Annotated in this window: 24 protein-coding genes and 1 pseudogene; 17 read left to right on the plus strand and 8 right to left on the minus strand. The window is 44.4% G+C overall.

Features of this window, described 5'->3' with window-relative positions:
* The first annotated feature begins 110 nt into the window (after window positions 1–110).
* From uvrA to AC3WJC_RS07565, 7 genes are all read left to right on the plus strand, one after another.
* Window positions 111–2,618 carry an excinuclease ABC subunit UvrA gene (gene uvrA / locus AC3WJC_RS07535; protein ID WP_492398462.1) on the plus strand — a complete coding sequence of 836 codons (2,508 nt, stop codon included), beginning with the start codon at window positions 111–113 and terminating at the stop codon, window positions 2,616–2,618.
* 36 nt (window positions 2,619–2,654) lie between these two features.
* Window positions 2,655–2,894, plus strand: coding sequence for a hypothetical protein (locus AC3WJC_RS07540; protein WP_492398463.1), 240 nt, complete (start codon window positions 2,655–2,657; stop codon window positions 2,892–2,894).
* 38 nt (window positions 2,895–2,932) lie between these two features.
* Window positions 2,933–3,496: a helix-turn-helix domain-containing protein gene (locus tag AC3WJC_RS07545; protein ID WP_492398464.1), complete on the plus strand. Its 564-nt coding sequence runs from the start codon at window positions 2,933–2,935 to the stop codon at window positions 3,494–3,496.
* Between the two features lie 63 nt (window positions 3,497–3,559).
* Window positions 3,560–4,393 carry an NAD-dependent epimerase/dehydratase family protein gene (locus tag AC3WJC_RS07550; protein WP_492398465.1) on the plus strand — a complete coding sequence of 278 codons (834 nt, stop codon included), beginning with the start codon at window positions 3,560–3,562 and terminating at the stop codon, window positions 4,391–4,393.
* A 315-nt stretch (window positions 4,394–4,708) separates the two neighbouring features.
* Window positions 4,709–4,990 carry a hypothetical protein gene (locus AC3WJC_RS07555; RefSeq protein WP_492398466.1) on the plus strand — a complete coding sequence of 94 codons (282 nt, stop codon included), beginning with the start codon at window positions 4,709–4,711 and terminating at the stop codon, window positions 4,988–4,990.
* Window positions 4,987–5,193 carry a peroxiredoxin family protein gene (locus AC3WJC_RS07560; protein ID WP_492398467.1) on the plus strand — a complete coding sequence of 69 codons (207 nt, stop codon included), beginning with the start codon at window positions 4,987–4,989 and terminating at the stop codon, window positions 5,191–5,193. Before AC3WJC_RS07555 ends, AC3WJC_RS07560 begins: the two co-directional genes overlap by 4 nt.
* 31 nt (window positions 5,194–5,224) lie before the next feature.
* The gene (locus tag AC3WJC_RS07565) at window positions 5,225–5,605 is read left to right on the plus strand and encodes a DUF983 domain-containing protein (protein WP_492398468.1); all 381 of its coding nucleotides are present in this window, start codon (window positions 5,225–5,227) and stop codon (window positions 5,603–5,605) included.
* A 250-nt stretch (window positions 5,606–5,855) separates the two neighbouring features.
* Here AC3WJC_RS07565 and AC3WJC_RS07570 read toward each other — a convergent pair.
* The 3 genes and pseudogenes from AC3WJC_RS07570 to AC3WJC_RS07580 all read right to left on the minus strand — a co-directional run.
* Window positions 5,856–6,083 (minus strand): annotated as a pseudogene (locus AC3WJC_RS07570) (polysaccharide deacetylase family protein); the annotation flags it as partial.
* A 174-nt stretch (window positions 6,084–6,257) separates the two neighbouring features.
* On the minus strand, window positions 6,258–6,797 hold the full coding sequence (locus AC3WJC_RS07575) for a GH39 family glycosyl hydrolase (RefSeq protein ID WP_492398990.1): 540 nt from the start codon (window positions 6,795–6,797) through the stop codon (window positions 6,258–6,260).
* Window positions 6,758–7,948, minus strand: coding sequence for a GH39 family glycosyl hydrolase (locus AC3WJC_RS07580; protein ID WP_492398469.1), 1,191 nt, complete (start codon window positions 7,946–7,948; stop codon window positions 6,758–6,760). Before AC3WJC_RS07580 ends, AC3WJC_RS07575 begins: the two co-directional genes overlap by 40 nt.
* Before the next feature lie 288 nt (window positions 7,949–8,236).
* Here AC3WJC_RS07580 and AC3WJC_RS07585 point away from each other — a divergent pair, with 288 nt between their 5' ends.
* Window positions 8,237–9,529: a DEAD/DEAH box helicase gene (locus AC3WJC_RS07585; RefSeq protein ID WP_492398470.1), complete on the plus strand. Its 1,293-nt coding sequence runs from the start codon at window positions 8,237–8,239 to the stop codon at window positions 9,527–9,529.
* Between the two features lie 45 nt (window positions 9,530–9,574).
* Here AC3WJC_RS07585 and AC3WJC_RS07590 read toward each other — a convergent pair whose 3' ends face one another.
* The 5 genes from AC3WJC_RS07590 to AC3WJC_RS07610 form a co-directional block, all read right to left on the minus strand.
* Complete coding sequence (locus AC3WJC_RS07590; protein ID WP_492398471.1) at window positions 9,575–9,841, minus strand: VF530 family protein; 267 nt, start codon at window positions 9,839–9,841, stop codon at window positions 9,575–9,577.
* A 117-nt stretch (window positions 9,842–9,958) separates the two neighbouring features.
* On the minus strand, window positions 9,959–11,815 hold the full coding sequence (locus tag AC3WJC_RS07595; protein WP_492398472.1) for a heme ABC transporter ATP-binding protein: 1,857 nt from the start codon (window positions 11,813–11,815) through the stop codon (window positions 9,959–9,961).
* A 3-nt stretch (window positions 11,816–11,818) separates the two neighbouring features.
* Window positions 11,819–12,859, minus strand: coding sequence for a FecCD family ABC transporter permease (locus AC3WJC_RS07600; protein WP_492398473.1), 1,041 nt, complete (start codon window positions 12,857–12,859; stop codon window positions 11,819–11,821).
* Window positions 12,859–13,689: a heme/hemin ABC transporter substrate-binding protein gene (locus AC3WJC_RS07605; protein ID WP_492398474.1), complete on the minus strand. Its 831-nt coding sequence runs from the start codon at window positions 13,687–13,689 to the stop codon at window positions 12,859–12,861. Before AC3WJC_RS07605 ends, AC3WJC_RS07600 begins: the two co-directional genes overlap by 1 nt.
* A gap of 5 nt (window positions 13,690–13,694) precedes the next feature.
* Window positions 13,695–14,168 carry an HmuY family protein gene (locus AC3WJC_RS07610; protein WP_492398475.1) on the minus strand — a complete coding sequence of 158 codons (474 nt, stop codon included), beginning with the start codon at window positions 14,166–14,168 and terminating at the stop codon, window positions 13,695–13,697.
* 417 nt (window positions 14,169–14,585) lie between these two features.
* Here AC3WJC_RS07610 and AC3WJC_RS07615 point away from each other — a divergent pair, with 417 nt between their 5' ends.
* The 9 genes from AC3WJC_RS07615 (at window position 14,586) to AC3WJC_RS07655 (ending at window position 24,829) form a co-directional block, all read left to right on the plus strand.
* Window positions 14,586–16,910 carry a TonB-dependent receptor gene (locus AC3WJC_RS07615; protein WP_492398476.1) on the plus strand — a complete coding sequence of 775 codons (2,325 nt, stop codon included), beginning with the start codon at window positions 14,586–14,588 and terminating at the stop codon, window positions 16,908–16,910.
* Between the two features lie 9 nt (window positions 16,911–16,919).
* On the plus strand, window positions 16,920–17,594 hold the full coding sequence (locus tag AC3WJC_RS07620; RefSeq protein ID WP_492398477.1) for an HmuY family protein: 675 nt from the start codon (window positions 16,920–16,922) through the stop codon (window positions 17,592–17,594).
* A gap of 73 nt (window positions 17,595–17,667) precedes the next feature.
* Window positions 17,668–18,384, plus strand: coding sequence for an HmuY family protein (locus AC3WJC_RS07625; protein ID WP_492398478.1), 717 nt, complete (start codon window positions 17,668–17,670; stop codon window positions 18,382–18,384).
* Window positions 18,385–18,403: 19 nt separating this feature from the next.
* Window positions 18,404–19,357 (plus strand): SGBP N-terminal domain-containing protein, encoded by a 954-nt coding sequence (locus AC3WJC_RS07630; protein WP_492398479.1) that lies wholly within the window; start codon window positions 18,404–18,406, stop codon window positions 19,355–19,357.
* A 93-nt stretch (window positions 19,358–19,450) separates the two neighbouring features.
* Window positions 19,451–20,071, plus strand: a complete 621-nt coding sequence (locus AC3WJC_RS07635; RefSeq protein ID WP_492398480.1) for a Vmc-like lipoprotein signal peptide domain-containing protein — start codon at window positions 19,451–19,453, stop codon at window positions 20,069–20,071.
* 86 nt (window positions 20,072–20,157) lie between these two features.
* Entirely contained in the window at window positions 20,158–21,099 is a 942-nt protein-coding gene (locus AC3WJC_RS07640) for an SGBP N-terminal domain-containing protein (protein ID WP_492398481.1), read from the plus strand.
* A 100-nt stretch (window positions 21,100–21,199) separates the two neighbouring features.
* Window positions 21,200–22,183: an AraC family transcriptional regulator gene (locus AC3WJC_RS07645; protein ID WP_492398482.1), complete on the plus strand. Its 984-nt coding sequence runs from the start codon at window positions 21,200–21,202 to the stop codon at window positions 22,181–22,183.
* Window positions 22,184–22,479: 296 nt separating this feature from the next.
* A complete protein-coding gene (locus AC3WJC_RS07650) occupies window positions 22,480–23,667 on the plus strand; it encodes an endo-1,4-beta-xylanase (RefSeq protein WP_492398483.1) in 1,188 nt (395 codons plus the stop codon).
* 49 nt (window positions 23,668–23,716) lie between these two features.
* On the plus strand, window positions 23,717–24,829 hold the full coding sequence (locus AC3WJC_RS07655; RefSeq protein WP_492398484.1) for a glycoside hydrolase family 43 protein: 1,113 nt from the start codon (window positions 23,717–23,719) through the stop codon (window positions 24,827–24,829).
* Window positions 24,830–24,895: the final 66 nt, after the last annotated feature.

Genomic DNA, 24,895 nt, shown 5'->3' on the forward strand with positions numbered 1-24,895 from the left:
ATTCGAGAAATGACCGGCTATACGGAAAAGCGGTAACCGGGCGTACTTGACCGGCAGTTGTGGCCTGCTTAGGGTACAAACAATGCCTGCCGGGCGGCTGTTAAAAATATATGGACTTAAATGGATTTGTTAAGGTTAGGGGCGCCAGGGAACATAACTTAAAAAATGTAAGCCTGGAGATACCGCGGGATGCGCTGGTGGTTTTTACCGGTGTTTCCGGCTCGGGCAAATCCTCGCTGGCTTTTGGAACTTTGTATGCGGAAGCGCAGCGGCGTTACCTGGAATCCGTTTCGCCTTATGCGCGCCGCCTGTTCAACCAGATGGCTATTCCTGAAGTTGACGAGATAGAAGGTTTGCCGCCCGCGGTTGCGTTGCAGCAGCAGCGTGGCGCGGCCAGCACCCGCTCATCGGTTGGCAGCGTGACCACATTGTCCAACCTACTGCGCATGCTTTATTCACGCGCCGGCGACTATCCGCCGGGGCAGGATATTATTTACGCCGAATCATTTTCACCGAACACGCCAGAAGGTGCCTGCCCGGAATGTCATGGTTTGGGAAAAGTGTATGAGATTACGGAAGAAACGATGGTGCCTGACGATAACCTGACCATCCGGCAGAAAGCGATCGCGGCCTGGCCGTCGGCATGGCAGGGGCAGAACCAGCGAGATATCCTGACCACCCTGGGTTATGATATTGATGTACCATGGCGCGACCTTCCGAAAAAAGACCGCGACTGGATCTTGTTTACTGACGAGCAGCCGGTAGTACCGGTATATTCGGGCTACAGTCATGAAGAGATCAAGCGCTTTATTAAGAACAAAAGGCAGCCGGATTACATGGGCACTTTCACCGGTGCACGTCGTTATGTACAGCACACCTTTGCGCATACCCAAAGCGCGCTGATGAAAAAGCGGGTCAGCCAATATATGCGGAGCAGTGAATGCCCGTTGTGCCGGGGTAAAAGGCTGCGGCAAGAATCCTTGAGCGTTAAATTTGCCGATTATGATATTGCTGAGATATCGGGTTTGGCATTGAATAAGCTGGCAGCCATTTTTGAGCTGTATGCCAACGGCTCCGCGCCCGCTTTAAAAAAGCTGGCTGCGAAATACCCGGAAAAAGTGGTGGTTGCCCGGCGTATAGCTGAAGATTTTTTGGCTCGGCTGCAGGTTATGCTGGACTTGGGATTAGGTTACCTGACCATTGAGCGCAGCACGCCTACCTTGTCGCCAGGCGAGTTACAGCGATTAAGACTGGCTACACAGGTGCGCTCTAATTTATTTGGCGTGGTCTATGTACTGGATGAACCTTCTGCCGGTTTACATCCGGCGGATACCGAAGCCTTGTTGCGGACACTGGACAAACTCAAAGCGTCAGGCAACTCATTGTTCGTGGTCGAACATGAGATCGATGTCATCCGCCATGCAGACTGGATAGTGGATGTGGGGCCGGCAGCCGGTGAGCAGGGAGGCAATATTCTCTATAGCGGCCTGCCGGCCGGGTTGAAAGAAGTGGAAGCATCCCTGACCCGTCATTATCTTTATGAACAGCAAGTAAAGGCTTCCGGGGAACCTCGCCTTCCCAAATGCTGGCTACAACTGTATGGTGTTACCAGAAATAACTTAAATAAGCTGGATGCCAAATTTCCTTTAGGGGTAATCACCAGCGTGACAGGGGTTTCCGGCTCGGGCAAAAGCACGCTGGTAAGCCAGGCGCTTGTCGAACTGGTAGCTGAACAATTAGGTGTGCAGATCGATATTTCAGGGGATAACGAGGCAGATCCGCTGGAACACGAAGAAGTGATGACCTTAGGCGGGCGAATCACCGCGGGCATGAAAACCATCAAACGGTTAGTCGTCGTGGACCAAAAACCGATCGGACGGACACCGCGTTCCAACCTGGCCACTTACACCGGGTTGTTTGATCATGTGCGTAAATTATTTGCCGCTACACCTGTGGCGAGATCCAGGAAATATGATGCCGGGCGTTTTTCCTTCAACGTAGCTAAAGGCCGCTGCCCGCATTGCGAAGGCGAAGGCATGGTTATGGTTGAATTGTTATTTTTGCCGAGTGTATACACACCTTGCCCTACCTGCGGCGGTACTCGCTATAATCAAAAGACGTTGGAGATCCGTTATAAGGATAAGCATATCGCTGAAGTGCTGGGCCTGACGGTAGATGAAGCCGCTATTTTTTTTGACGAGGAACCGGCTGTAAGCCGTGCGCTGGAAGTTGTGCGTGAGGTAGGGCTGGGTTACCTGCGCCTGGGCCAGCCCGCCACGGAACTTTCCGGCGGCGAGGCCCAGCGGATCAAACTGGCGACGGAATTGCAGCGCGCCCAGCATGGGCAAACGCTTTATATCCTGGATGAGCCGACCACGGGTCTGCACCCTTCTGATGTTGAAAGATTGCTACTACAGCTCAATCGCCTGGTTGATGCTGGTAATACGGTGATCCTGGTTGAACATGATATGCAGGTGATCGCGGGGAGCGACTGGGTGATTGACATTGGCCCCGGTGCCGGCGAAGCAGGCGGACGGATCGTAGCGGCCGGCACGCCGCAAGATATCGCCAAGGTTAGATCAAGCCGAACCGCGCCTTATCTGGCCCGATATGTTTAGCAGAAAATTCAGGTTTGATTTTATTAACTTTGCGGCATGGTCAATGAAATTCCGGGCGTCAATATGGCTGAACTGCGCTTGCAGGGCTTCAAGGTGCACAAACTGCCGGCTTTTGTAGAGGTACCCGCGGTTCACGGCCGGCGAGATTTTTATAAGATGGGCCTTGTCACAGGTGAGATGACGATCAGCTACGGCGGAGAACTACTGCAACTGAACGGCACGATACTGTTTTTTGTGAACCCACGGGTATGCGGTCCGTGGTGCGGCGCTCCGTAAACACTGCCGGTTATGCCTGTATCTTTACGGAAGCTTTTATGCCGGGGATTGTAAAGAAGTCACCGCTGTGGAACGCCAGTGAGAACCCAATGATTTCACTGAACGAGGAGCAGGCGGCTTTTATTCGGTCAATATTTCAGAAGATGCTGGCTGTTCATCACAGCGATTATAACTACAAGGGCGACGTGATCAAAAGCTGTATCGAACTGATCATTCATGAGGCACTGGTCATACAGCCGCTTTTGCCGAATTCGAAGAATGGTGCCTCTCGTCTCACCTATTCGTTTCTCGATCTGCTGGAACGGCAATTTCCGATTGAACATACTGCCGCACCGCTGAAGCTGCGAACGCCGCAGGATTTTGCCGCGAAACTTGCGGTACACATTAATTATCTTAATCGGGCCGTTAAAGAAGTTACGGGTAAACCCACTTCGGTTCATATTTCTGAGCGGATAGTAGCAGAAGCGAAAGCACTGCTACAGCATACCGACTGGAACGTGGCAGATATCGCTTATGCGCTGGGCTTTGACTACCCAACCTATTTTAATAATTATTTCAAAAGGATCACCGGAGCTACGCCAAAATTTTTCCGTCAGGTTTGATTATCATACTTATTGGTTTGATTTTCGTTTGCTGGTATTTTTTTGCCGACCGACCTTTGAGGCATGAAAATATTAGTCACTGGTGCTACCGGCAAGGTCGGCAGCCGTTTAGTTCCACGTTTAATTGCCAAAGGTTATGCAGTACGTGTATTGGTGCGAGATGCCTCGAAAGCACCGGCCGGTGCCGAGATCGTTGTCGGCGATCTTTTTGATCCGACCAGCCTGGCACCTGCCGTAACCGGGGTTGAGGCAGTCGTTCATCTGGCCGCGCTGTTTCGCACGTTTACGGATGATGAAGGTATCATCAAAACCAACCATAACGGCACCATTGCTTTAGCAGATGCTGCTGTAGCTGCTGGGGTCAAACGTTTCGTGTTCACCAGCACCGGTAATGTCTACGGTTCCGGTTATGGGCATCCCGCCAAAGAAGATGAAGTACTAAACACGAATGATCCGAGGGCTTATTCCGCCAGCAAGATCGCTGCCGAGCAGGAACTCCTGAAGAAAGACCTGGATGTCCGTATCCTGCGCTTGCCTTTTGTGTACGGCGATAAAGACCCACATATCGAAGAAATCCTGCCCCTTTTAAAAAAATGGAAACGCCATCCCGGCTGGCGCATGCACATGGGGCATCACCTGGATGTGACTCAAGGCATACAACTGCTGTTGACGCTTGAGGGTCTTAATGGAGAGATTTACAATATCGCTGACGATGCGCCAATCAGCCTTTATGAACTGGCCGATAGCTTTGGTAAAGCCAACGAAACTTTCGGGACCGAACAAGGTCGTTTAGTGGATCCTTTTGAGGGTATTTTAGATACATCTAAGATCAGAAAGATCGGTTATCGGCCCCTGGTACCCAGTTATTATGTAGCTCGAAACCTTGACATCCTGTAACCGGTATATTTGTGTCTACTTATTGCCTGTCAATCTAAATCTTCGCACCTCATATATGGTTGAATAATAGGTATTGCCGCCAGGTTCGCAGGTAGTTTTGGCGGTTGATTACAGTGGGGAGAGATTTATTTGTTAAAGTTTCAGCACGATAATACCGGGTGGTTAGAACCTTGTTGCATTTATTAACCTATGTGAATGTAATTCATAAATTAAATCAGGAATTTTACTTGGTATCAGCATTAAGCAGATTGTTTAACAAGCAACAAAATCAATCAGCTTTAATGGTTAAACTTTGTAAAATCAAAAAGTATAAAAATGAAACTACATCATCAAATCAGCATCATTATCATTTTCTTAATAAAATTTTCGCCAGAGGTGTATGCCCAGCAAGTACCTGCAACCCAATATTTATTACCTGATGGTAGGTCGATTACCGAAGATAAGATAGACAGTTTAAAAAAAGCATGGAATGTTGAACGTATATTATTTCAGCACAATAAAGAAGATGATAAAAATCACGTCATGCACCTGATAAAGATGACCCCTGAAATGGCCAGTATACTTGCGGAAATTGAAAAAAAAGCGAAAGATCAATGAAAGCGTTGCTTGGCAAGCAGGCGCCCGATTTTACGCTGAAGGATTTAAAAGGTAAGAGTTGGACTTTAAGCCGGCTGAAAGGCAAGGTAGTTATACTCAATTTTTGGTTTACCGCTTGCCCGCCTTGCATCCAGAAGATGCCGCAACTAAATGAACTGATTAATAAATACGCCGCAGAGAATGTGGTATTAAACACGTGGTAATACTAACTATTAAAATCTATCTCTATTAATTATGGAAACGGAAATCAGCAATATGAATTCAGAACAACCTTACGTGCGGTCTGAATTTAAAGCGGCATTACACGGCAAATGTCCGAAATGCCGCACGGGAAACATGTTTGCTACAAATCCTCTGAGTGTTTTTGGGCAGAAGATGAATGACCGGTGCCCGCACTGTAATTTTCAGTTTGAGATAGAACCGGGGTATTTTTATGTGGCAATGTTTGTAAGCTATGGCATGAATGTAGCCATTATGGTTGCCTTTGCAATGGCAACCTATGTGTTTACCCATAGCTGGGATCCATGGGTTTATTTGGCAGCAACACTGATCCCGGCATTTTTGTGCTGGCCTTTTACCTTTCAATATTCCAGGATTATACTGCTTTTTTGTTAACTCCCGGTGTTCACTTTGAACCCGAGCATGCAAGGAAAGATTATCACCGGCCATTCTGAATAGTAAATTCCCCAATTAGTTCTGATATCTTATAAATGTGCTTTATTTACTTAAACGCAGTAAGTTGTTAAAAGGGCTTAATTTTCTCTCATAGTTAATAGAACAATGTAAGATCACATGTTTAATGTGGTAACATCAAACAGGCTATTGAAGTCCGTCTCGTTATAAACGTATATGTTATCTCGGTAAATTATTTAAAACTTTTCTTCATTGCATGGTTCAATCCCGCGGCTGACCAGTATCCGCTACCGATTATTCTGCGAATAGTAAATAGCGGTTCATTCGGATCACGTTTTTCCGCTAATTGAAACGCTGCCTTAAACTGATGCTTTTTCAACTCCGGCAATAACTCTTTATTCCACAAGCCATAAGGGTAGGCAAAATAAGCCACATTTTTGCCGGTTAGCTGCTCAAGCGTTTTTGTTGGGTTATCTACCTTTTATCTCCTCTTAATATGGCACTTCAAGTAGTTTATAAAAAAATAATTTGGTAATAAATAACTGCATCGCAGTAATATTCTTTCTCTGATTTTTATAGCAGTATGCCATTATATCCTGCAAGCTGTGTAGCCTGTTTAAGCACTGTATTTATGTTACCAATCAAGCTTTATTAGCATCACAGCTTGCCTTTCCAGGTTTACATCAAGGTTTAAAATTCCGTTTTTTACAGTTTGGGTAATTGGTTTGCCTAATGTTGCCAGTTGCCCGGCTTGTTCCAGCTTTTTTATTTGCTGTGCGGAGGGTGATTGCGGAGATCCCATCTTTTTCCAGACTTCGTACGAATTACTGTATTTACTATCAATAATATATTGGGTAACTTTTACTTTTTTTACTTTGAGCCCTTCTATACTTATATTAATGGGTTCTGCTGCGGCTTTTATATCTTCATCATGATAATTCCAAATCATAACGGCGGCTTTTTTTGCATCATTTGAAGCTGTAGCGCCTATATCTGTAAATGATCTTCGTACGCTGGAATCAACTACTGTTTGTAATGGATACATTCTATTGCCCTTTACAAGTACACGCTTGCCTGACATTTTGCCAAACATCCTGAAAACGTTTAGTACCGGCTTATCAACGCCATTAGTTGCTAAATCACGAAAACCGTAAAACCAGGGCTGGTTTTCAATTCAAACGACCAGGATACGGCACCGAGGAAATTTGCTCCTGTTTCATCAGCTAATAAATATTTTCGTGCAAATGATGCCGCAGTATAGCTTGAGTACATGGTGCCGTTACGATATGCATTTTCAGGGTTGGTTGCCATGCCGCACGCCGCACAGCCTTCCGGGTCAGATTCACCTATAATTACCGGTAGTTTACTGGTTTGGGGGTAGGAGGTTGCTATTTTAAAGCCTGCAGCTATATCGCGAAGCTGAGTACCCATATTCATAACCACTACACCATTTTTTAAACGCGGCGACCCCTTGGCATGAAAAAGTATAGCTTCTAAAGGTGATCCTTTTTTGCCTGTAGCATAGTTAGTACCCGATATACAGTGGTTTATGAAATTATTAAGCCACTCCTGCGACCGGCTGCCGGATGTACCCGCGATATTGTTGCCGCCAATACGCGCAGTTGGAAGTGCTTTTTTAAGCCCGTCTGCAGCATAATCATATAATTTCAAGAATTCCTCCTGCGAGGCCATCCAGTAATCACCGTTAGGCTCATTCCAAACCTCCCAATACCAGCTCTCCACCTCCTTTTGCCCATAGCGTTCTACAGAATGTTTAACCCATTGGTATACAAGTTCACGCCACTTGTTGTAATCTTTAGGAGGATAGGCCCAACCTGTGATAATATCCTTATAAGGGTCGCCGGGTTTCCAGTGGTGCCGGTAAGGTTTAGCATGATTGGTGGTAAGTGCCTCCGGCATAAAGCCTATCTGCGCCAGTGGTTTCATGCCTCGTTTTACATAAGTATCAAATATACTGTCAATAATATGCCAGTTATATACAGGTTTACCGTTGGCATCTTCGGTGTAGGCATTGGTTGATCCCCATTTCAGGGCAGCTTCGCCGTTACCGCTTACAAGCAAGCTATGTGCACGAACATAAACCGGTACCGGGCTTAGTTTCGCCAACTCACTAAGTAATTTCTTGCCGTCCTTCATATAAGTATAATTTGGCTCATCGTAGCCAAACCATGCCCAAACCGGTGTCATATCGCCAATTTCTTTGGAAAGGTCAACGTTGATGGTAGCCGGCTGGTGCTGAGCGGAAGTTGACGAACACACCATCAAATAAAATAATGAGCAACAAACCGCCTTTAAAATTTTCATGGGTTACTTATTTGTATCGGCCACATTTAGCCATGTATAAAAGTAAACCGGAAATTAAACAACGCAATAGCTTTATGTCAATATTATTTTCTGTTTGCTTAAAGTAAATTCAGGCAGGTTAATTTTAAGTCTCTTTTTTATGGTTAGCTCATGAGCCAAAATGCTTACACCGGCAATTGTACATCAGCATTGCAATGGTAAATACTGTCATTTTTAAAATTGGTTAAGCTTAATGCGGCTTAAAAAGGATAAATTTGTCGTCCCATTGGGAATTTTTAATGTATAAATATGACGTGGTCAGACAAATTAAAGCTGAAAAAAGGGTTAGTAAAATCTTTAAGTGAAGCAGCTTTCATAGCTCCTAAAGAAATTCAGCAAAAAACATTGACGCGTATTAACGGCGGTCAGGACGTGATAGCGGTTGGCCCCGAAGGCTGCGGCAAAACTACCACCTATATATTAGCCGCGCTAAATAAGTTTAATTATACGCCTGATGGTGTGCCAAAGGTTTTGATACTGGTGCCCGATAAAGAAAAGGTTGAAGAGGTTGTTGCTAAGATAGGGCAGCTAAACAAAAACAAAACGCTTGCTATAGTGCCGTTGTTTGCTACCCCCGGCACAGAAGCCCAGATGGATGCGATGGCAGATGGTGCCGATATTGTAGTTGCAACGCCCGATAGGGCGCGTGCTATTTATCTTAAACTTGGCCTGGATGTAAATAAAATTGAATTGCTGGTTATTGATGATGCTGAACTGATTGTTAAGCAAGGCTTGCAATTACCGGTTACCGAACTGGCTGATAGCATTCCTAAATGCCAGCACCTGGTTTTTACAGAAGTACTGCATGAGCGTTTAAAAAAAATGATAGCACCCTTTATGAAGCAACCGGGCATTGTTGAGGTTGAAGAGATAGGAGAGCCGCAGTTTGATACGCACCAGCAGATATTATACCTGCTGCCTAATTTTGGTACAAAGGTAAATTTGTTGAACCTGTTTATGCAGGATGAAGACCTGTTTACCAAAGTGGTGTTGTTTGTAAACACACGCCCAACGGCCGAAAAACTTTATAAAAGCCTGCACGGACGAAATATTATAGTTGCTTTGTTAAATCCATGGTCTTTTGAAATGGATGGCTTTACATCGCTGCATGATTTTAAAAATGCCGGTACCCGTGTACTGATTGTAGTTAATGATGACCAACAGCAACTTGATCTGGATGATATTCCATTTCTGATTCATTTTGAATTACCGGTTAATAAGGAAACATATATTGGCCGAATGATCAATGATTCGCCGGATGTTGAAAATGAGACAATGGCCATCACCTTCGCCACGGACATTGAACTATCCGAGATCAAAAAAATTGAGCAAGCCACCGGTCAGAAAATTCCATTGGGCGATTTGCCGGAAGAATTAATCTTTGAAAAAGAACGCTCATCTACCGAAGATGTAAAAAAGAAAGCAAAAGCAGATGATGATGCCCCGGGAGCAGCATTTCACGAAAAGAAAGCCAGTAATGCTAAAACCTATAACTACAGGGCTGGTTTAAAAGCTAAAATGAATAATAAGAAAAAGCATTAGTAGCTTATATCCTGATTAATATCACTGATATGTTGTCTTTAATATCTAAAATGAGGTGGAAACATACAGGTCTTCCACCTTTTTTCTGGCCCAGTCGGTTTTGCGAAGAAACTTCAGGCTTGATTTAATGCCTGGGTTATCATTAAAACAATTGATGCGAATGCGAGCACCCAGTTCAGGCCATCCGTAAAAAGCTACGAGTTCATTTAATATAACTTCTAAAGTTTTACCGTGAAGCGGATTATTGGCTTGCTGTTCCATCATCTGCAAAAGTAATATATAAATGCTGATAGCTATCGAAAAATCCGGCATCAAAATACTGTATAAACCATTGCCAAGATTCAGAGTAAGGCGTAAGCTCTGTGTCCGGAAGTATGGTTTTCTCCCGTATCCGAACGCAGGAGCTTACACCCGAAAAAAGCTTCCTGATCAACTGATTGGTTCGGTAACGGTTTCAAGGCCGCTAACTACTTCGCGCCATTCGGTTAATTCCGGCAGGCCGGGCTTGCGTTTACCAAACATCTGCAATATCATATCACCATTCCTATCATAAAGTTCAATGGAATTAACATCACCATCGGTTGATGGTTTTATAACGTGCCATGTTTCGGCAATGGCATCCATGCGCAGGTGCAGGTTAAACTCCGGATCGAGCACGTTATACCACGGGCCCATTTCAACCAGTTTATTAATGTTGCCGGTGTGTATCTGTATACAGCCATGATTGGGCACAAATATCATAACAGGTACATTTCCTTCCGAGCATAGTTCACAAGCCTTCCTGAAATTTTCAGCACTTATCTTACGGGCAAACCCCTCGGGTGCAAGGCGCAAAGCCTGCGTGCGCGATACGTTGAACTTTCTCAGCAACCCGAAAAACTCATGGCTGTCGCCCATGCCTTTCCATGCGGTTTGGAAATCCTCTATCTGTACGGCATCATCAGGCATTTCGCTGTTAGTTTTGTTCTCTTTAGCAGTAATGGCAATGGTTTGCAGGGTGTTGTCGGTAAAGTCATTCAATAAACTTTGGTAGGCATCTTCGTTGCTTTTATCAGTCAAATAAATTTTGTGCAGCGCCATTCCTGTTTTATCAAAAAACTGAAGGCTATGCCTGTCATTCTCATTAACGGCAAAGCCAAACTGCCAGGTGTGCATAAACAGGCGCAGGTCAATATCCTCACCCAAAACCAAACCAGCGTGTGGGGTGAATGATATTTTTTCGTACACCCCTTTGCGTTCGCTCACGCAATATTCATTACGGGTAAGCGCCATTACATAACCCAGGTCATGCACGCGTTTAAGCAAGTTTTCAAAATCCTTTTTCAGGGGGATGGCTGTTTCGCCAATGCCGGTGGCTACCAGTTCGGCTTCGCTCACATTAAGGTCGGCAGCTATTTCGCGTATGCGTTTCTTAGGGTTTTCGGCTTTGTATTCAGTGTAGCGTTGTTTCAGGTTGTTTAGTGTGGTTTCCATATCCGTAGGGTTTAAAGTTTGTTGTTCATAGTTAAATACCACTTCACGCGGCATAATCATTTGTTTTAATGTTGATGGGTTGATCACGATATCTGCCTCAACCTCAAAAATTTCGTACACAGGCTTGGGCTGCAATATCTCCTGCGGTGTACCGTCATACCATTTGCGGCCATTCTTCAGCATCAACACACGGTCGGCATAGTGCGAGGCCAGGTTCATATCATGCAGCACGCATACCACCATGTGCCCCTTGCGCGCCATAGCTTTAAGTATAGCCAGGGTTTGCTGCTGATACAGTATATCCATACCGGTAACAGGTTCATCCATTAGCAGCAAAGCTTTTTTTTGCTCCCATAATTGTGCCAGTGAACGCGCCAACTGTACCCGCTGCTGCTCGCCACCCGAAAGGGTAAGGTATGAGCGTTCGGCCATAGCGGTAATGCCTGCGGCATCCATCACCTTTTTAACAATAGCCTCATCATTTTTTGATGGCAGGTTTTTAAAGTAAGGGTAGCGCCCCATCATTACCAGTTCACCAACCGTAAAGGGCAGGCTCACGTTATTTTGCTGGTTAAGTACCGCGCGGTGCTTAGCCAGTTCGGTTATTGCATATTCGCTGAGGGCCTTGCCATTAAATACTATATGCCCTTTACCCGGTTTGTGCATACCCGCCAGCATTTTTAGCAAGGTTGATTTACCTGCGCCATTAGCACCCAACAAGGCAATCATTTCACCCGGCCTTATACTGAATGATATATCGCTCACCAGGGTACGATGGCCTGCATAAAACGATAGGTTGTTTACGGTAAGCATGCCTTAAATAATAAGTTTACGTTTATCCCGTATCAGTATGTACAAAAATACCGGCGCGCCTATCAGCGCGGTTATTACGCCAATAGGCAGCTCAATAGGGGCGATAATGGTACGGGCTATTAAATCGGCAAGGGTTAATATTAAAGCGCCCAGCAATGCTGAGGCCGGCAATACGTGCGCGTTGTCAACCCCGATAATTAACCGGACAATGTGCGGTACCAATAATCCTACAAAACTAATTATGCCCGTTAATGAAACCGCCGAACCAACTGCCATGGTTGACAGCAGTATCACCTGTTTTTTTACCTTGTCTACATCAATACCCAAATAGCCCGCCTGCGCCTCACCAAGCGAAAAGGCGTTCAACGCCTTGCCCGATAATGGCAGTAAAAGGGCCGGTATCAACACAAAAGGTACCAATGTGGTTATAGTTTGCCAGGTAGCGCCACCCAGGCTGCCAAGCATCCAGAAGGTAATGTTACGCAACTGCTGCTCGGTAGCAAGGTAGGTGATAAGGCCGGTTAAAGCTCCGGCTAAAGCGTTAATGGCAATGCCTGCCAGCAACATGGTAGTAATGTTTGGCCGCCCCTCGTGTTTTGATATATGGTAGATGATCAGCGCTGTAACCCCGGCTCCGGCAAACGCGCCGAATGCCAGCAGGTAGTAACCCAGCAGGTTGCTCAACCCGGCAAACAATATACCCTCAAGCCCGATAACCGCTACCGCCGCTAATGATGCGCCGGCTGATACACCGATCAGCCCCGGCTCGGCCAGCGGGTTGCGAAATATGCCCTGTATAGCAGCGCCCGAGATGCCCAGTGCCGCACCGGCCAGCAGGCCAAGCAGCAAGCGTGGTAAGCGTACTATGGTTATAATGGCCTCATGCTGTAAATTCGCTTGTGCATCATTCACACTAAAAGTTTTGTTAAAAAGCAGTGTTACCACCTCTGCCGGCGGAATGCTTACCGCCCCCAGGCCGATGGATAATATACCAGATACCACGATACCGGTTATTAACAAGGTATAAAAGAGTTTTTTATTCATCAGAGCTTACCGTGGAGTTGGAGTATAGCGTGATCCAGCCGTGTGCTGAAGCCAACCAGCAGGTTTGAATCCATTTGTACTATGCGTTTATTTTTACCCGCGTTAGTTTGCAACACACCGGGTATCTTTAAAATACTTTCGGTACCGCCAAGACTGCTAAAGCCAAAATCAAACATCAGTATCATATCCGGATTAGCCTCTACAAGGGCCTCGGTGGTAAAAGGTTTAAAATCATCAAAACCCGATACCGCGTTTTGTCCGCCTGCCAGGCTTATTATGGCATCAATACTGGTGTTTTTTCCGGCTACCATCATTACGCCTGTGCCGCGGGCGTAAATAAATAATACCTTGGTTTTTTTAGGATGTTGCTTTACAAAGCTTGTGGCTTTATTTACTCTTGCTTGCAGGGCCATTATAAGTGCAGCGCCTTTTGCTTGTACTTGCAGGGCTGCCGCCACATCTTTTATTAATTGGTAGGTGCCTGCGGCAGAGTATACCTGTTTTATCTGCACCACCTTTATACCGGCAGCCGTAAGCTGGTATTCAACCTCTTTATTAACGCTGCCCTCGGTTGCCAGTACAATATCCGGACTAAAAGACAACAACCCTTCGGCTGAAACAGAGCGGTTTTTACTTGCCTTTGGTAATTTTTGAACATAGGCAGGATAGGTGCTGGTAACGTCAACCGCGACTAAATTTTTGCCAAGGCCGAGCGCGTCAACCGTTTCAGTAAGGGTATTATTAAGAGTGATAATACGTTTGGGTGATGCCGCGATGGCTGCCTGAAGGGTTACCAACAGCAGGCTTAATATAATGATCTGTTTTTTCATGTTATTTAGTTGGCCTGGTTGATGAACGCGTATCTGAAAGTATAATAACCCGGATCGCCGTCGCCATTTTTGTAGTAGTTCAATACCTCAACTTTGGCATAATTGCCTGACGATGTTTTTACTATGATGATGCGGCCGGGAGCAGGGTTAACGGTATGGCTATTCATATCATACAAATACCAACCCTGGCCGGTGCCTGGTGGAACAGCCTTAGCCTGTGCCGAATCTTCAACATAGCCACTGGCCGGTGCCGTGTTCACTTTATCAAAGGATGTGTTTTTTAACAGCATGGCAGTAGTTGTGCCGTTGCCGCTGGTACCGCTGTTTACAAATATATTGGTGCGTTGTATGGCTATGTCCCATCTGTTTGTTGCCGTATCCGCTCCGGCTACTGTTGACCCGCTATCAAAGCTGAAGTAAATTTTTGATGTAGCTTGTAAGTCCTTTATCACTTTAACATCCTGTGCTAAAAGGCTCATGTTTGCGAACAGCAATAAACCTAATGTTAAACAAAGGCATGCGCTCACAATTTTTGTAGATGATTTCATACCGCAAATGAACCTCTTATTTATAAGCATTCCAAATAAGGCGGCTTGCCCTTATGGAATCAGGATGGATGATTGTTAGCTGATGTATTAATGTAACTGAGGTTAATGGATTGCTTTAATTTCCTTTAAATCAATCCATTAACAAGGATGGTTATACGGTTTTAAGCGGTTGGTTTACGGAATAAATCGCTTCGTTTACCTGAAATTCTATCCTAAAGTCGTAAAAAATAATCCCGATTTCGGTAATAAACTATCAATTAAACTGCACACCTTTGTTTTGTTGTTATTTAGACTGATTAAAAATAGCATTGACTAAATTTAATGAAATATCTGTACTCCCTGTTTACTATGCTCACATTAACCATCCATACAGTTTACGCTCAAACCCCTGCGGGGCGTTTAGGAGGTACTGTAACTGATGAAAAGGGCAACGCGGTAGCGGGGATAGCAATAACCATTATACAAACGGGGCAGGGCACGGCAACTGACGAACATGGCGAGTTTACTATAAATAGCGTTGCCGCAGGCAATTACCATGTACGCGTTAGTGGTGTGGGCTTTAAACCGCTGGTAGTTAAAGCCGGTGTAAAACAGAGGCAACAGGTAACACTGTCCGTTTCTGTTGAGGCGGATGTGAATGCCTTGAACGAGGTGAGTATAAACACCAAACCTTATAATCCTGATAATCTGATCGATTTCCAGCGCACCGCCATGCCATCCACGGTGATAACCCGTAAGCAGATAGACCAGATGGGTAGCCGCAGGCTTGATGAAGTACTTAAAGAGCAAACCGGCCTAGCCATAGTGAGTGATATTGGTGCCGGGCCGCGGGCTGTAGGCTTGCAGATGCAGGGGTTTGACAGTGGCTATACCATGATACTGATTGACGGCCAACCCATGACGGGCCGTAACTCCGGCAACTTTGATCTGTCGCGCATAACGGTAGCTAACATAGAGCGTATCGAGATCATCAAGGGGGCGTCATCATGCCTGTTTGGCAGCGAGGCTATGGCCGGTGCCATTAATATTGTAACGCGCCAGCGTATATCGCAAAGCCAGGGCATGGCATCAGTACGGTATGGTAGTTTTAATGTGGTTGATGCTAACCTGGAAGGCGAAACGCCTTTCGCGGGGGGTAAAGGTTCGGGTTATATTGGTGCCAACTATTACCGCACAGATGGTTTTAATGCCAACCCATATTTAACTGAAGGAAAGACAGTTTACCCATACAGCAGCTTTACTTTACAGGGCCGGGGACGCTATTCGCTAAATGAAACCAACTCGCTGAATTTTACCGGAAGGTTCGCCTCGCGTGAGTCAGTAAACGATAAATCATTCGGTACCGCGCTACAGCGCGACGCATTGAGTGAGGATGATCTGAACGCGTCAGCAGTGCTGAACACTAACCTGAAAAGCGGCTTACGCTTAAAAACCCAATATTATATAACCAGATATGCTAACCGCCAAAACAATACCGACCTTACATCTACCCAAATTTTAACTGCGAATGATTTTACGCAGTACCTGCACCGTGGCGAGGTGCAGGTATCAAGGTCGTGGCAAAACGCTTTTACGCTTACAGGAGGGGCGGGTACGCAGTATGAAACCATGGATAATTCACTGTATGGTGGTAGCCGCAACCAGCAAAACAGCTTTGCCTATTCGCAAGGCGACTGGAGGCTCACCGCCAAAACAACCATGATAGGCGGTTTACGGTTTGAGCATCATAACCGGTATGGCAGCAGCCTTACGCCAAGTTTGGGTATTGATCACAAAATAGGGAGTGCCTTAACTTTAAAGGCCGCTGTGGCTTCGGGCTTTAAAACACCGGATTTCAGGCAGTTGTATATGGTGTTCACCAATTTTGCCGGTGGTGGTTATACTGTTTTAGGTAACGAGGTATTTGAGCAGGAGTTGCAACGCTTGCAGGATGCCGGTGAAATAACGTCGGTATTCCCGAATGCCGGGCGGGTAAACAACTTAAAGGCCGAGCGGTCGGTATCATACAGTGCCGGATTCAATTACATTCCCAATACTAAGCTCAGCATACAGGTAAACGGCTTTTACAACAATGTAAGCAACTTTATAAATACAGAGCAGGTGGCCTCAAAAACCAATGGGCAGCAGGTATTTTCATACTTTAATATTGATAAGGTGTTTTTAACCGGGCTTGAAATTGGTAGCAGTATTAAAGCAGCCAAAGGGTTAACCATATCAGTCGGTTACCAGTTACTGTATGCAAAGGACAGGGGCGTAATTGATTCTATAAAAGCCGGAACCGGCAACTTCGCCACCGTCCACAATCCCGAAACCGCTACAGACAGGCGCTCCACCACGTCCGACTATTTTGGCCTTACCAACCGTTCCCGGCATATGGCTAATGTGCGGTTTGTTTACGAGTACGAGCCAAGGGATATCACGGCTACATTCAGGGTAAATTATCGTGGTAAGTATGGCTTTATGGAAGCCGGTCGTTCCAATAATTTTCTTGACCTGTACGATACCTATGTACCCGGTTATTTTTTGCTGAACGCATCAATACAAAAAAGCCTGATGCAAAAGCATTTATCAGTACAGGTAATACTTGATAACATCATGAATTACCGGCATGAGCTTATGCCTGCAAATTCGGGCCTTACGGTGATGCTGGGTATTAATTACCGCTTCTTTTAATCAATGTGTATGAAACTAAATCGACTTATAAAATTCAGAAATATGGTAGCAGGCTTGCTTATGGTAACGGCAATGAGCGCCTGTACCAAAGAGCAGATAAAGCCGGTACTGGCCGATGGTAAAAGCACGGTAGTGGCAGATCTGCCCGGCGATATTGGTAATACCGTGGGCAGCGGCAAACCGTTTACACCATTTTATTTCAGCCTTAAAACCAATACCAAGGTTGACAGCAGCGAGAAAAAAACCACTAAGTGGGATATCGCTTTTGCAAAGGAATACAACTCGTATATATCGATAAACAATGGCACCAACGAATCGAGCTTTGGCTTGGGCGGGCCGGGCAGGGGAACGCTTATCGCCGTTAATCAAAATTATGATAAACTGACCACCGCACCGTCTGACAAGGAGTTTGCTAAGAACGGTATTACCGCCGCGGGTTGGGATAGTGGCAATGGCAACGGCTGGTATTTTTACGATTTAAAAACACACATAGCCATACCGGTTAAAAACCGCACTTATGTTTTGCGTACCGCCGACGGCAAGTATGCTAAACTGGAAATGGTGAGCATGTACAAAGGCGCACCGGCTGTGGTTACCGATCTGACCTGGCCATCGCCATACTTTACCTTCAGGTATTACGTGCAGCAGGATGGCAGCCGTAACCTCTCAACAAAAGATCAATAATTTATTAATAAACAAACACATATACAAAAACATGATGCGATCATTATTAAAAATTTCAGGGAAATGGTTTTATATGCTAACAGTTATCAGCGTACTATTTACAGCATGCTCTAAGGATAATGATGTTGTGCCTGATGAGGATGAAACCGGAACTGAAACACCTAATCCGAACGGTACAGTGCCTTACTATAAAATACAGCGTATTGAGAATTTTTTGGCTCCAATTGATGATACCCAGCCAACCACGCCGCCGCCGGTAGTTTATTTCAGCCTGGAAAATAAGGAGGAGATAGCCGCAGAATTTAAAACCACTGCCCACTGGGATATCAGCTTTGGTAGTTTATACAACAGCTTTATAGGTTCAAACAATGGTAAGGACGAAAAAAACCCAGGCTATGGCGCTAACGGAGTTGGGGGTATTTTAATATTAGAGCAACCATTTGAGGACGTAACCAATGTACCGGCTGATACCGAATTCTCAACTTCAGCAAGTTACGGTACAGATAAACTGGGTGCTTTTGGCGATGGTACAGGTTGGTACCTGTATGATTTTGCAGGAACCATCCGCGGTGATGGCAGCGAGCAAAAAAAGCACGTGGCCTATGCCATGCCTGAGTCGCGCACGCTGGTAGTGCGCACCGCATCAGGTGATCTGGCTAAAATCAAGATGATCAGTTGCTATAAAGATGCCTTTACGCCCGACTTGTGGTTTAAAGATACCCCGCACATGTATTTCACTTTTGAATATGTGCTTGTACCTAAAGGCAGTACCAAGTTCGAGATAAAATAACTGCCGCAGACAAACTGAAATGAAACCGAAACTTATACAATTTTTATTACTGATAATAACGGTAGCAGGTATAACATCGTGCACAAAAACGATGGACCTGCCTGGTGTGGCCCAAAACAAGATCACCTCGTACAAAGTGGTTAACCTGGCTGATACGGTAATTTATGGCGCTATTGATAATGTAGAGAAAACCATAACCGTGTATGTTCCATTTTACTATAACATGGTGGTTATCGATCCGGAAATTACCCTGTCTGACGGGGCGAAACTGAGCGAAAGGGCGCAGCCGGTATCAGTAAACGCGCAGGATGTAAAGTATACCGTTGTAGCGGCTGATGGCAGTATCAATACTTATTCGTTAAAAATAGTTAATCAGTCTATATCCTCGCTGGAAGTTGACTGGCTAACAGCCGATGAGCAGATAACCAGCCCGGTAGGGGTATTGCCGACAATAAAAGGCAATTTTCAGAGCCGTAACGCGCAGGCGGCAAGTATTGAGCTTACCAGGCGTGGCTCGGGGCAAAAGGTGAACCTGTTAATGGATGCCGCCGGAATGCAAACCGAGGGTAATGATTATACACTGTTCAATGTGCCGATAACCGCGACAATTGATACCGGGTATTATGATGTTACCGTAGGTTTTGCCGGCCATACCGCTAAACTTGCCAAGCCGGTGCATATTACATTTCAGCAACCCGATTTGTTGATACCAAGCCGCGAGGTTAAGCAAGGTGGCGAGATAAGTTTTGATGCCTTTAACAGTGTGTTTGTTGGCCTTAAAGCTGCATCGGTTACGGTTAACAGCCAAACCTACCCGTTAACGGTAGTGAGCTTTGATAGGTTGAAGATGACCCTTAAAATGCCTGAGGATATGCCGGTTGGGGTGTACAATTATACCGCCACTTACAACTTTGAGTTTGAAGGATGGCCGGTAATAACTAAAGTTGGCGCGTTAACGGTAACATCAAAATAAGCATATATATATACAACAATGGTTAATCCGCTTTAGCGTACGGAGAGCGACTAACATACATCACAATCTATTTACATTTTTAATCTAAAAACAATGAAAAACAAATTCCTAAGCACCGTAAGGTCAGTAACTGCAATTGCAGCCATCGCTATTGTTGCCGTATCATGTAAAAAAGATGGCGCCGTGCCTGAGTCATCAGCATCAGCGCAATCAAACTTAACTACCAACGCGGTACCAAGCAGCGCTACGTATACCATTTACGGCCGTTATGCCAACCCGGCTTTAGGCCCTGCCGGCTATGGTACCATTTATGTTGACCTGACCAATGGCGATCAGGATAGCGTAGCAACCTTTAGTGGTGTTGATGTACACTTTACCAGTACCAATAACTCGGTTATCCAGGTACCATTAGGTTCTACACTGAAAACGCTGTATAATACTTCTAAAACATTCGCTACACTAAAAATCTCTGATTTTACTGGCAGTGCCGTAACCAGTGTTGGCCGTAATACTTCAACCACAGCTACACCAAACGGCTGGTACAATTATGCTGCACCGGGTGGCGTTACGCCAATTGCAGGTTACTTTATTTTGATCACTCCTGCATCAGGCAGTCCTTACGCTTTGCAGGTAACTGCTGCATCAGGTAATGGTACTGCTACCAGCAACAGGGGTGTTTATACTATTAAAACAGGCGTAATTAACAACCTGTAATAAGCAATTTATGAAAAAGCAGACCCTAAACAGGGTCTGCCTGCTTAACGTGCAAAGCACAAAAAATTTGAAACATTCAATATAAAATGACTCTCATTAAACGCCACACTTTTATAAGCAATTTTTACCTGTTAATTTTAGTAATAATGGTGATGGCCGGTATGTCATCCTGTAAAAAGGAATACCCGGCATTACCCTATAACGATATTGAACAATTTACCATTAAGGATGCCGCCGGTAATGATATAAAGGCATCAATTGATGGTAACATCATTATAGTTTATTATCCGCCTTTTCAAGCAGTGCCCAATAAAATAAAGCCGGTGATAACCGTATCAGAGGGGGCGACAGTAATCCCGGCTTCGGGCAGCGAGGTTGAGTATAAGGACGGTATAACATTTGAAGTTAAGGCTGCTGATGGCAGCACAAAAACATATATTTTAAAAGCATTAGTTAATCAGCCTACGCCAATTTTTGAGATTGGTGATACGCAATTAGACTATGGTTTTTCAATACAGGGGGAGTACATATTACCCGATACCAATAAAACAAAAGTGTTTTTTGTTGACGCGCAAAATAAAGAGATACGAGTGCCTGCATCTACCTTTAGTGAATTTACCGCGTCGCGCATTGATGGCCCGTTTCCTGCCGGTATTGATACCGGTAGTTATAAAGTGCGTGTGGTAAGCGGAACATACAATATTACTAAAGGGCCGATAAAAATAAGCCCACCAATATTACAACTTGAACTTCAGCAGCAAACTATTAAACGTGGCGAAGAAGTTATTTTAGTGAATACAAACAACTCAATTAAATATTATCGTGATGGTATTGATGCCAAGGCACAAATATATTACGCACGGCGAGATTTTGTTGAAGTGGACCTATTGAGAATTACTGATACCGAAATTAAAGTACGCCTGCCTGTTGATTATCCGGGCACTATTGTAAGGAGCGTGAATTTAACAGTTAACGGTGCTGCGTCGTCAATTACGCCATTAATAGGTACCATCTCGGTTACTGATTAATACTTAATTACATACATAACCTCAAGTCACAACAAAAAAAGAAAGTCCTGCGGGTCTGTGCTTAATATTAGGCACAGGCGCGCCAGGCACAAATTGCTTAATGTACATAAAATCAAAATTAGAGGGATTTGAAGACTGGCTGTTCATTGAAGAACTGCCCGATACATTTAACGCTAACACACCATTGGCCGAAAAGCGCATGACCATTAAGCGGCCGCCGGTGCATGAGTTTTCTAATTATATGCTCAGCTCGGGTGGTATGTTTGTGATGCATGCCAAAATGCAGTTTGACGAACAGGCCACAATCCTTTTTGAGATAGAGGGCGAAACCATCAACTCTCAATTTATATTTTACGAAAATGTACCTGCAACTGATGACAAAGGCAGCAAAAAAATGCGCGGCGGCGCGCGGCATAACATCAGGTATATCCCATCGCTATCAGGTAAGTACGAACTGACCAAAGGGGTAAATTACAGTTACTTTTTGGTGGTGCTATCAAAAGAATATTATTTTCATCTGATTAATAAAGACTCTATTCTTCATGCTGATTTTGTAGAGGAGATCAAAAACGGTAAATACACCTCCATATCAGCTAAAGACCTGTTGGTATCGCACGAGATGCGGCAGATTATCAATGATATTGTAGAGTGCCGTAAAGTGGGTGAGATTAAACGCCTGTTTACCGAAGCCAAGATACTGGAGCTGCTGATGCTGCAAATGGAGCAGATACAAAACGATCAGCTTAACGAAACCAATACCTTTACACCCTTAGAACAGGAAAAGGTTGAACATGCCCGCGACTTGCTGGATGAACAGTTTGTAAATCCACCGGTGCTGCCGGTGCTTTCGCGGTTAGTAGGGTTAAATGAATTTAAGTTGAAGCGTGGTTTTAAAGCTTACTTTGGCACCACTATTTATGGCTATGTAACCCGCCTTAAAATGGAGCATGCCCGCCATTTACTGATCGATAAAAAACTGACTGTGCGTGAGGTTACCTATGAGGTAGGATTTAAGCATCAATCGCACTTATCAGAGGCTTTTAAAAAGTATTACGGCATTTTGCCCAGCGAGATAAAGCAGTAATATTTATAACCCATTATACAAACAGCGGCTTTTATTAAAAAACGTTAAAGGCATTACTCAAATACTATAGCCAGCGGATATCATTTATTGATGAGCAATTAAATTGTCTAATCGGCACCCATCATGAAATAGTAACTTTACTTTCCTTTTTTATTTTAAAGACCGGATTATCATTGATGCTTCCTTAGCAGTGCCTTATTTTAACATTTGAACTATTTTAATCACCAAATTTGTAAGGTACACGAAGTTTATTTTGACAATTTTACCCTTAGTTCATTAATAATTATCGGCTAAGTATGTATATATATTTAAAAACAAATCAAAAGCTCAAAACCACTTTATTAGTTACTGTTATATTGGTATTTGCATGGGTATTATTACAGTGTTCGGCTCGTAAAAATTTACCAGGAAAAACAGCTATTTCGCAACTATCCGGTACAGATAAAGGTTTAAAAGATTATTATAAAAGCTATTTCCCGATAGGGGTGGCTGTTAATATGGCTGTGTTGCATGGCCCGGAAGCCGAACTTATCAAAAAAGAATTTAACAGTATTACTGCTGAAAATGACATGAAAATGGGGCCTTTGCATCCCGGGGAAAATCAGTATGATTGGAGCCGTGCGGATGCTATTGTTGACTTTGCGGTAAAAAACAATGTACGTATAAGAGGGCACAACCTGTTATGGCATAACCAGGCACCCGCCTGGATGTTTAAGGATAGTGTCGGCAACCAGGTAACCAAGGCTGTTTTACTTGCCCGGCTAAAGGAGCATATTACAATGGTTGTTAATCGTTATAAAGGTAAAATATACGCCTGGGATGTTGTTAACGAAGCCATTGATGATAATCCGAATGTTTACCTGCGTAATACCTTATGGTATAAAATATGCGGCGAGGATTTTATTGCCAAAGCTTTTGAATATGCACATGCTGCTGATCCATCGGCCGCGTTGTATTATAATGATTATAACAGTGAAGATGAATCAAAACGCGAAAAGATATATAAGCTATGCAAATCATTAAAAGATGCAGGGGTACCTATACATGGCATTGGTTTGCAGGGGCACTGGAAATTGCATGACCCTTCGCCCGAAATGCTGCGTAAAGCGCTGGACAGGTATGCATCGCTTGGATTAAAATTACAGATAACAGAACTTGATATGACCATACGCGGCAGACAGCGGTTTAATGGCAATAATCAGTTACCGGCTGATTCTGGCTTAACACCGGCGCTTGCGCAACAACAGGCGGACAGGTATGCCGAAATTTTTAAGATTTTTCGGGAATACAAAAATGTGATCACCAACGTAACTTTCTGGAACCTGTCAGACAAATATAGCTGGCTTGATGCCCGCAGGGGAGGGCTGGCCGGTGGTGCCGCTGCCGGCGAACAAACCAAACGCATTATCCTTAAAGCCTATCCGCTGCTTTTTGATGAGCATCTTGATAGAAAAAAGGCTTATTGGTCTGTTGTTAATTTTTAAAGAAGATATTTATCAATCCAAAGTTATAAACCAATAATAAACGCCAATTATGATAAAAAACAGAGCTGCGCGTTGTTTGCCGTTTTATGCGGCTGCATTGTTTGTTTTGATCTCTTGTTCGTCTGAAGGAGGAAGTAGTAACAATAGTGATTCATCATCACATCTTGCAGATACAACTAAGCCGGTAAAATATTTATCAGCTCCGCTCATCAAGGATCTTTATACGGCCGACCCATCCGCGCATGTATTCAATGGCAAAATTTATATCTATCCTTCGCACGATATTGATGCCGGTATCAAGGAGAATGATAACGGCGACCACTTTGCGATGAAAGATTATCATATATTCTCGATGGACAGTATTGGCGGACCTGTAACCGATCATGGTGTTGCGCTGGATGTGAAAGATATTCCCTGGGCCGGAAGGCAGCTTTGGGCACCTGATGCCGCTTATAAGGATGGTACTTATTATTTATACTTCCCGGTTAAAAATAAGCAGGATATTTTTCAGATAGGCGTGGCCACCTCTACAAATCCGGCGGGCCCGTTCAAGGCTGACCCTAAACCAATAGCTGGCAGTTATAGCATTGATCCGGCTGTATTTGTTGATACCAATGGAAAGGCCTATATGTATTTTGGCGGAATATGGGGCGGGCAACTGCAGCAATGGGTTAACGGCAAACATGCAAACAGCTCAAAAACCGATTCTAAAAACGAGACAGCACCTGCGCTCTCCTGCAAAGTAGTGCCCTTAAAAAGCAATATGAAGGAGTTTGACGGAGAGGTTAAAGATGCCGTAATAGTGGATAGTTTAGGCAAACCCCTGCTTACCAATGACCATGACCGGCGCTTTTTTGAAGGAGCGTGGATGCATAAGGATAATGGAAAATATTACCTAAGTTATTCTACCGGTGACACTCATTTTTTGTGTTATGCCATAAGCGATTCACCCATGGGCCCATTTACCTATAAAGGTGTTTTTATGAAACCTGTACAAGGGTGGACCACGCATCACTCTATAATTGAGTTAAAAGGCAAGTGGTACATTTTTTATCATGATACTGAACTTTCAGGCAAAACGCATCTGCGTAATATTAAAGTAACCGCCTTGACCCATAACCCGGATGGTTCAATAGCTTTGATAGACCCATTTATCAAATAGAATTATATTGATCATTCTTTCATTTATTGTTAGCCGTTATAAGCCGCAACAGTTAAATGGAAGAAT

It is taken from the genome of Mucilaginibacter sp. FW306-07-L, assembly GCF_058782065.1.

Coding starts and splice junctions, on each gene's coding strand:
- uvrA (WP_492398462.1), top strand. CDS start 111: ATGGACTTAAATGGATTTGTTAAGGTTAGGGGCGCCAGGGAACATAAC.
- AC3WJC_RS07540 (WP_492398463.1), top strand. CDS start 2,655: ATGGTCAATGAAATTCCGGGCGTCAATATGGCTGAACTGCGCTTGCAG.
- AC3WJC_RS07545 (WP_492398464.1), top strand. CDS start 2,933: ATGCCGGGGATTGTAAAGAAGTCACCGCTGTGGAACGCCAGTGAGAAC.
- AC3WJC_RS07550 (WP_492398465.1), top strand. CDS start 3,560: ATGAAAATATTAGTCACTGGTGCTACCGGCAAGGTCGGCAGCCGTTTA.
- AC3WJC_RS07555 (WP_492398466.1), top strand. CDS start 4,709: ATGAAACTACATCATCAAATCAGCATCATTATCATTTTCTTAATAAAA.
- AC3WJC_RS07560 (WP_492398467.1), top strand. CDS start 4,987: ATGAAAGCGTTGCTTGGCAAGCAGGCGCCCGATTTTACGCTGAAGGAT.
- AC3WJC_RS07565 (WP_492398468.1), top strand. CDS start 5,225: ATGGAAACGGAAATCAGCAATATGAATTCAGAACAACCTTACGTGCGG.
- AC3WJC_RS07580 (WP_492398469.1), bottom strand. CDS start 7,948: ATGAAAATTTTAAAGGCGGTTTGTTGCTCATTATTTTATTTGATGGTG.
- AC3WJC_RS07585 (WP_492398470.1), top strand. CDS start 8,237: ATGACGTGGTCAGACAAATTAAAGCTGAAAAAAGGGTTAGTAAAATCT.
- AC3WJC_RS07590 (WP_492398471.1), bottom strand. CDS start 9,841: ATGCCGGATTTTTCGATAGCTATCAGCATTTATATATTACTTTTGCAG.
- AC3WJC_RS07595 (WP_492398472.1), bottom strand. CDS start 11,815: ATGCTTACCGTAAACAACCTATCGTTTTATGCAGGCCATCGTACCCTG.
- AC3WJC_RS07600 (WP_492398473.1), bottom strand. CDS start 12,859: ATGAATAAAAAACTCTTTTATACCTTGTTAATAACCGGTATCGTGGTA.
- AC3WJC_RS07605 (WP_492398474.1), bottom strand. CDS start 13,689: ATGAAAAAACAGATCATTATATTAAGCCTGCTGTTGGTAACCCTTCAG.
- AC3WJC_RS07610 (WP_492398475.1), bottom strand. CDS start 14,168: ATGAGCCTTTTAGCACAGGATGTTAAAGTGATAAAGGACTTACAAGCT.
- AC3WJC_RS07615 (WP_492398476.1), top strand. CDS start 14,586: ATGCTCACATTAACCATCCATACAGTTTACGCTCAAACCCCTGCGGGG.
- AC3WJC_RS07620 (WP_492398477.1), top strand. CDS start 16,920: ATGAAACTAAATCGACTTATAAAATTCAGAAATATGGTAGCAGGCTTG.
- AC3WJC_RS07625 (WP_492398478.1), top strand. CDS start 17,668: ATGCTAACAGTTATCAGCGTACTATTTACAGCATGCTCTAAGGATAAT.
- AC3WJC_RS07630 (WP_492398479.1), top strand. CDS start 18,404: ATGAAACCGAAACTTATACAATTTTTATTACTGATAATAACGGTAGCA.
- AC3WJC_RS07635 (WP_492398480.1), top strand. CDS start 19,451: ATGAAAAACAAATTCCTAAGCACCGTAAGGTCAGTAACTGCAATTGCA.
- AC3WJC_RS07640 (WP_492398481.1), top strand. CDS start 20,158: ATGACTCTCATTAAACGCCACACTTTTATAAGCAATTTTTACCTGTTA.
- AC3WJC_RS07645 (WP_492398482.1), top strand. CDS start 21,200: ATGTACATAAAATCAAAATTAGAGGGATTTGAAGACTGGCTGTTCATT.
- AC3WJC_RS07650 (WP_492398483.1), top strand. CDS start 22,480: ATGTATATATATTTAAAAACAAATCAAAAGCTCAAAACCACTTTATTA.
- AC3WJC_RS07655 (WP_492398484.1), top strand. CDS start 23,717: ATGATAAAAAACAGAGCTGCGCGTTGTTTGCCGTTTTATGCGGCTGCA.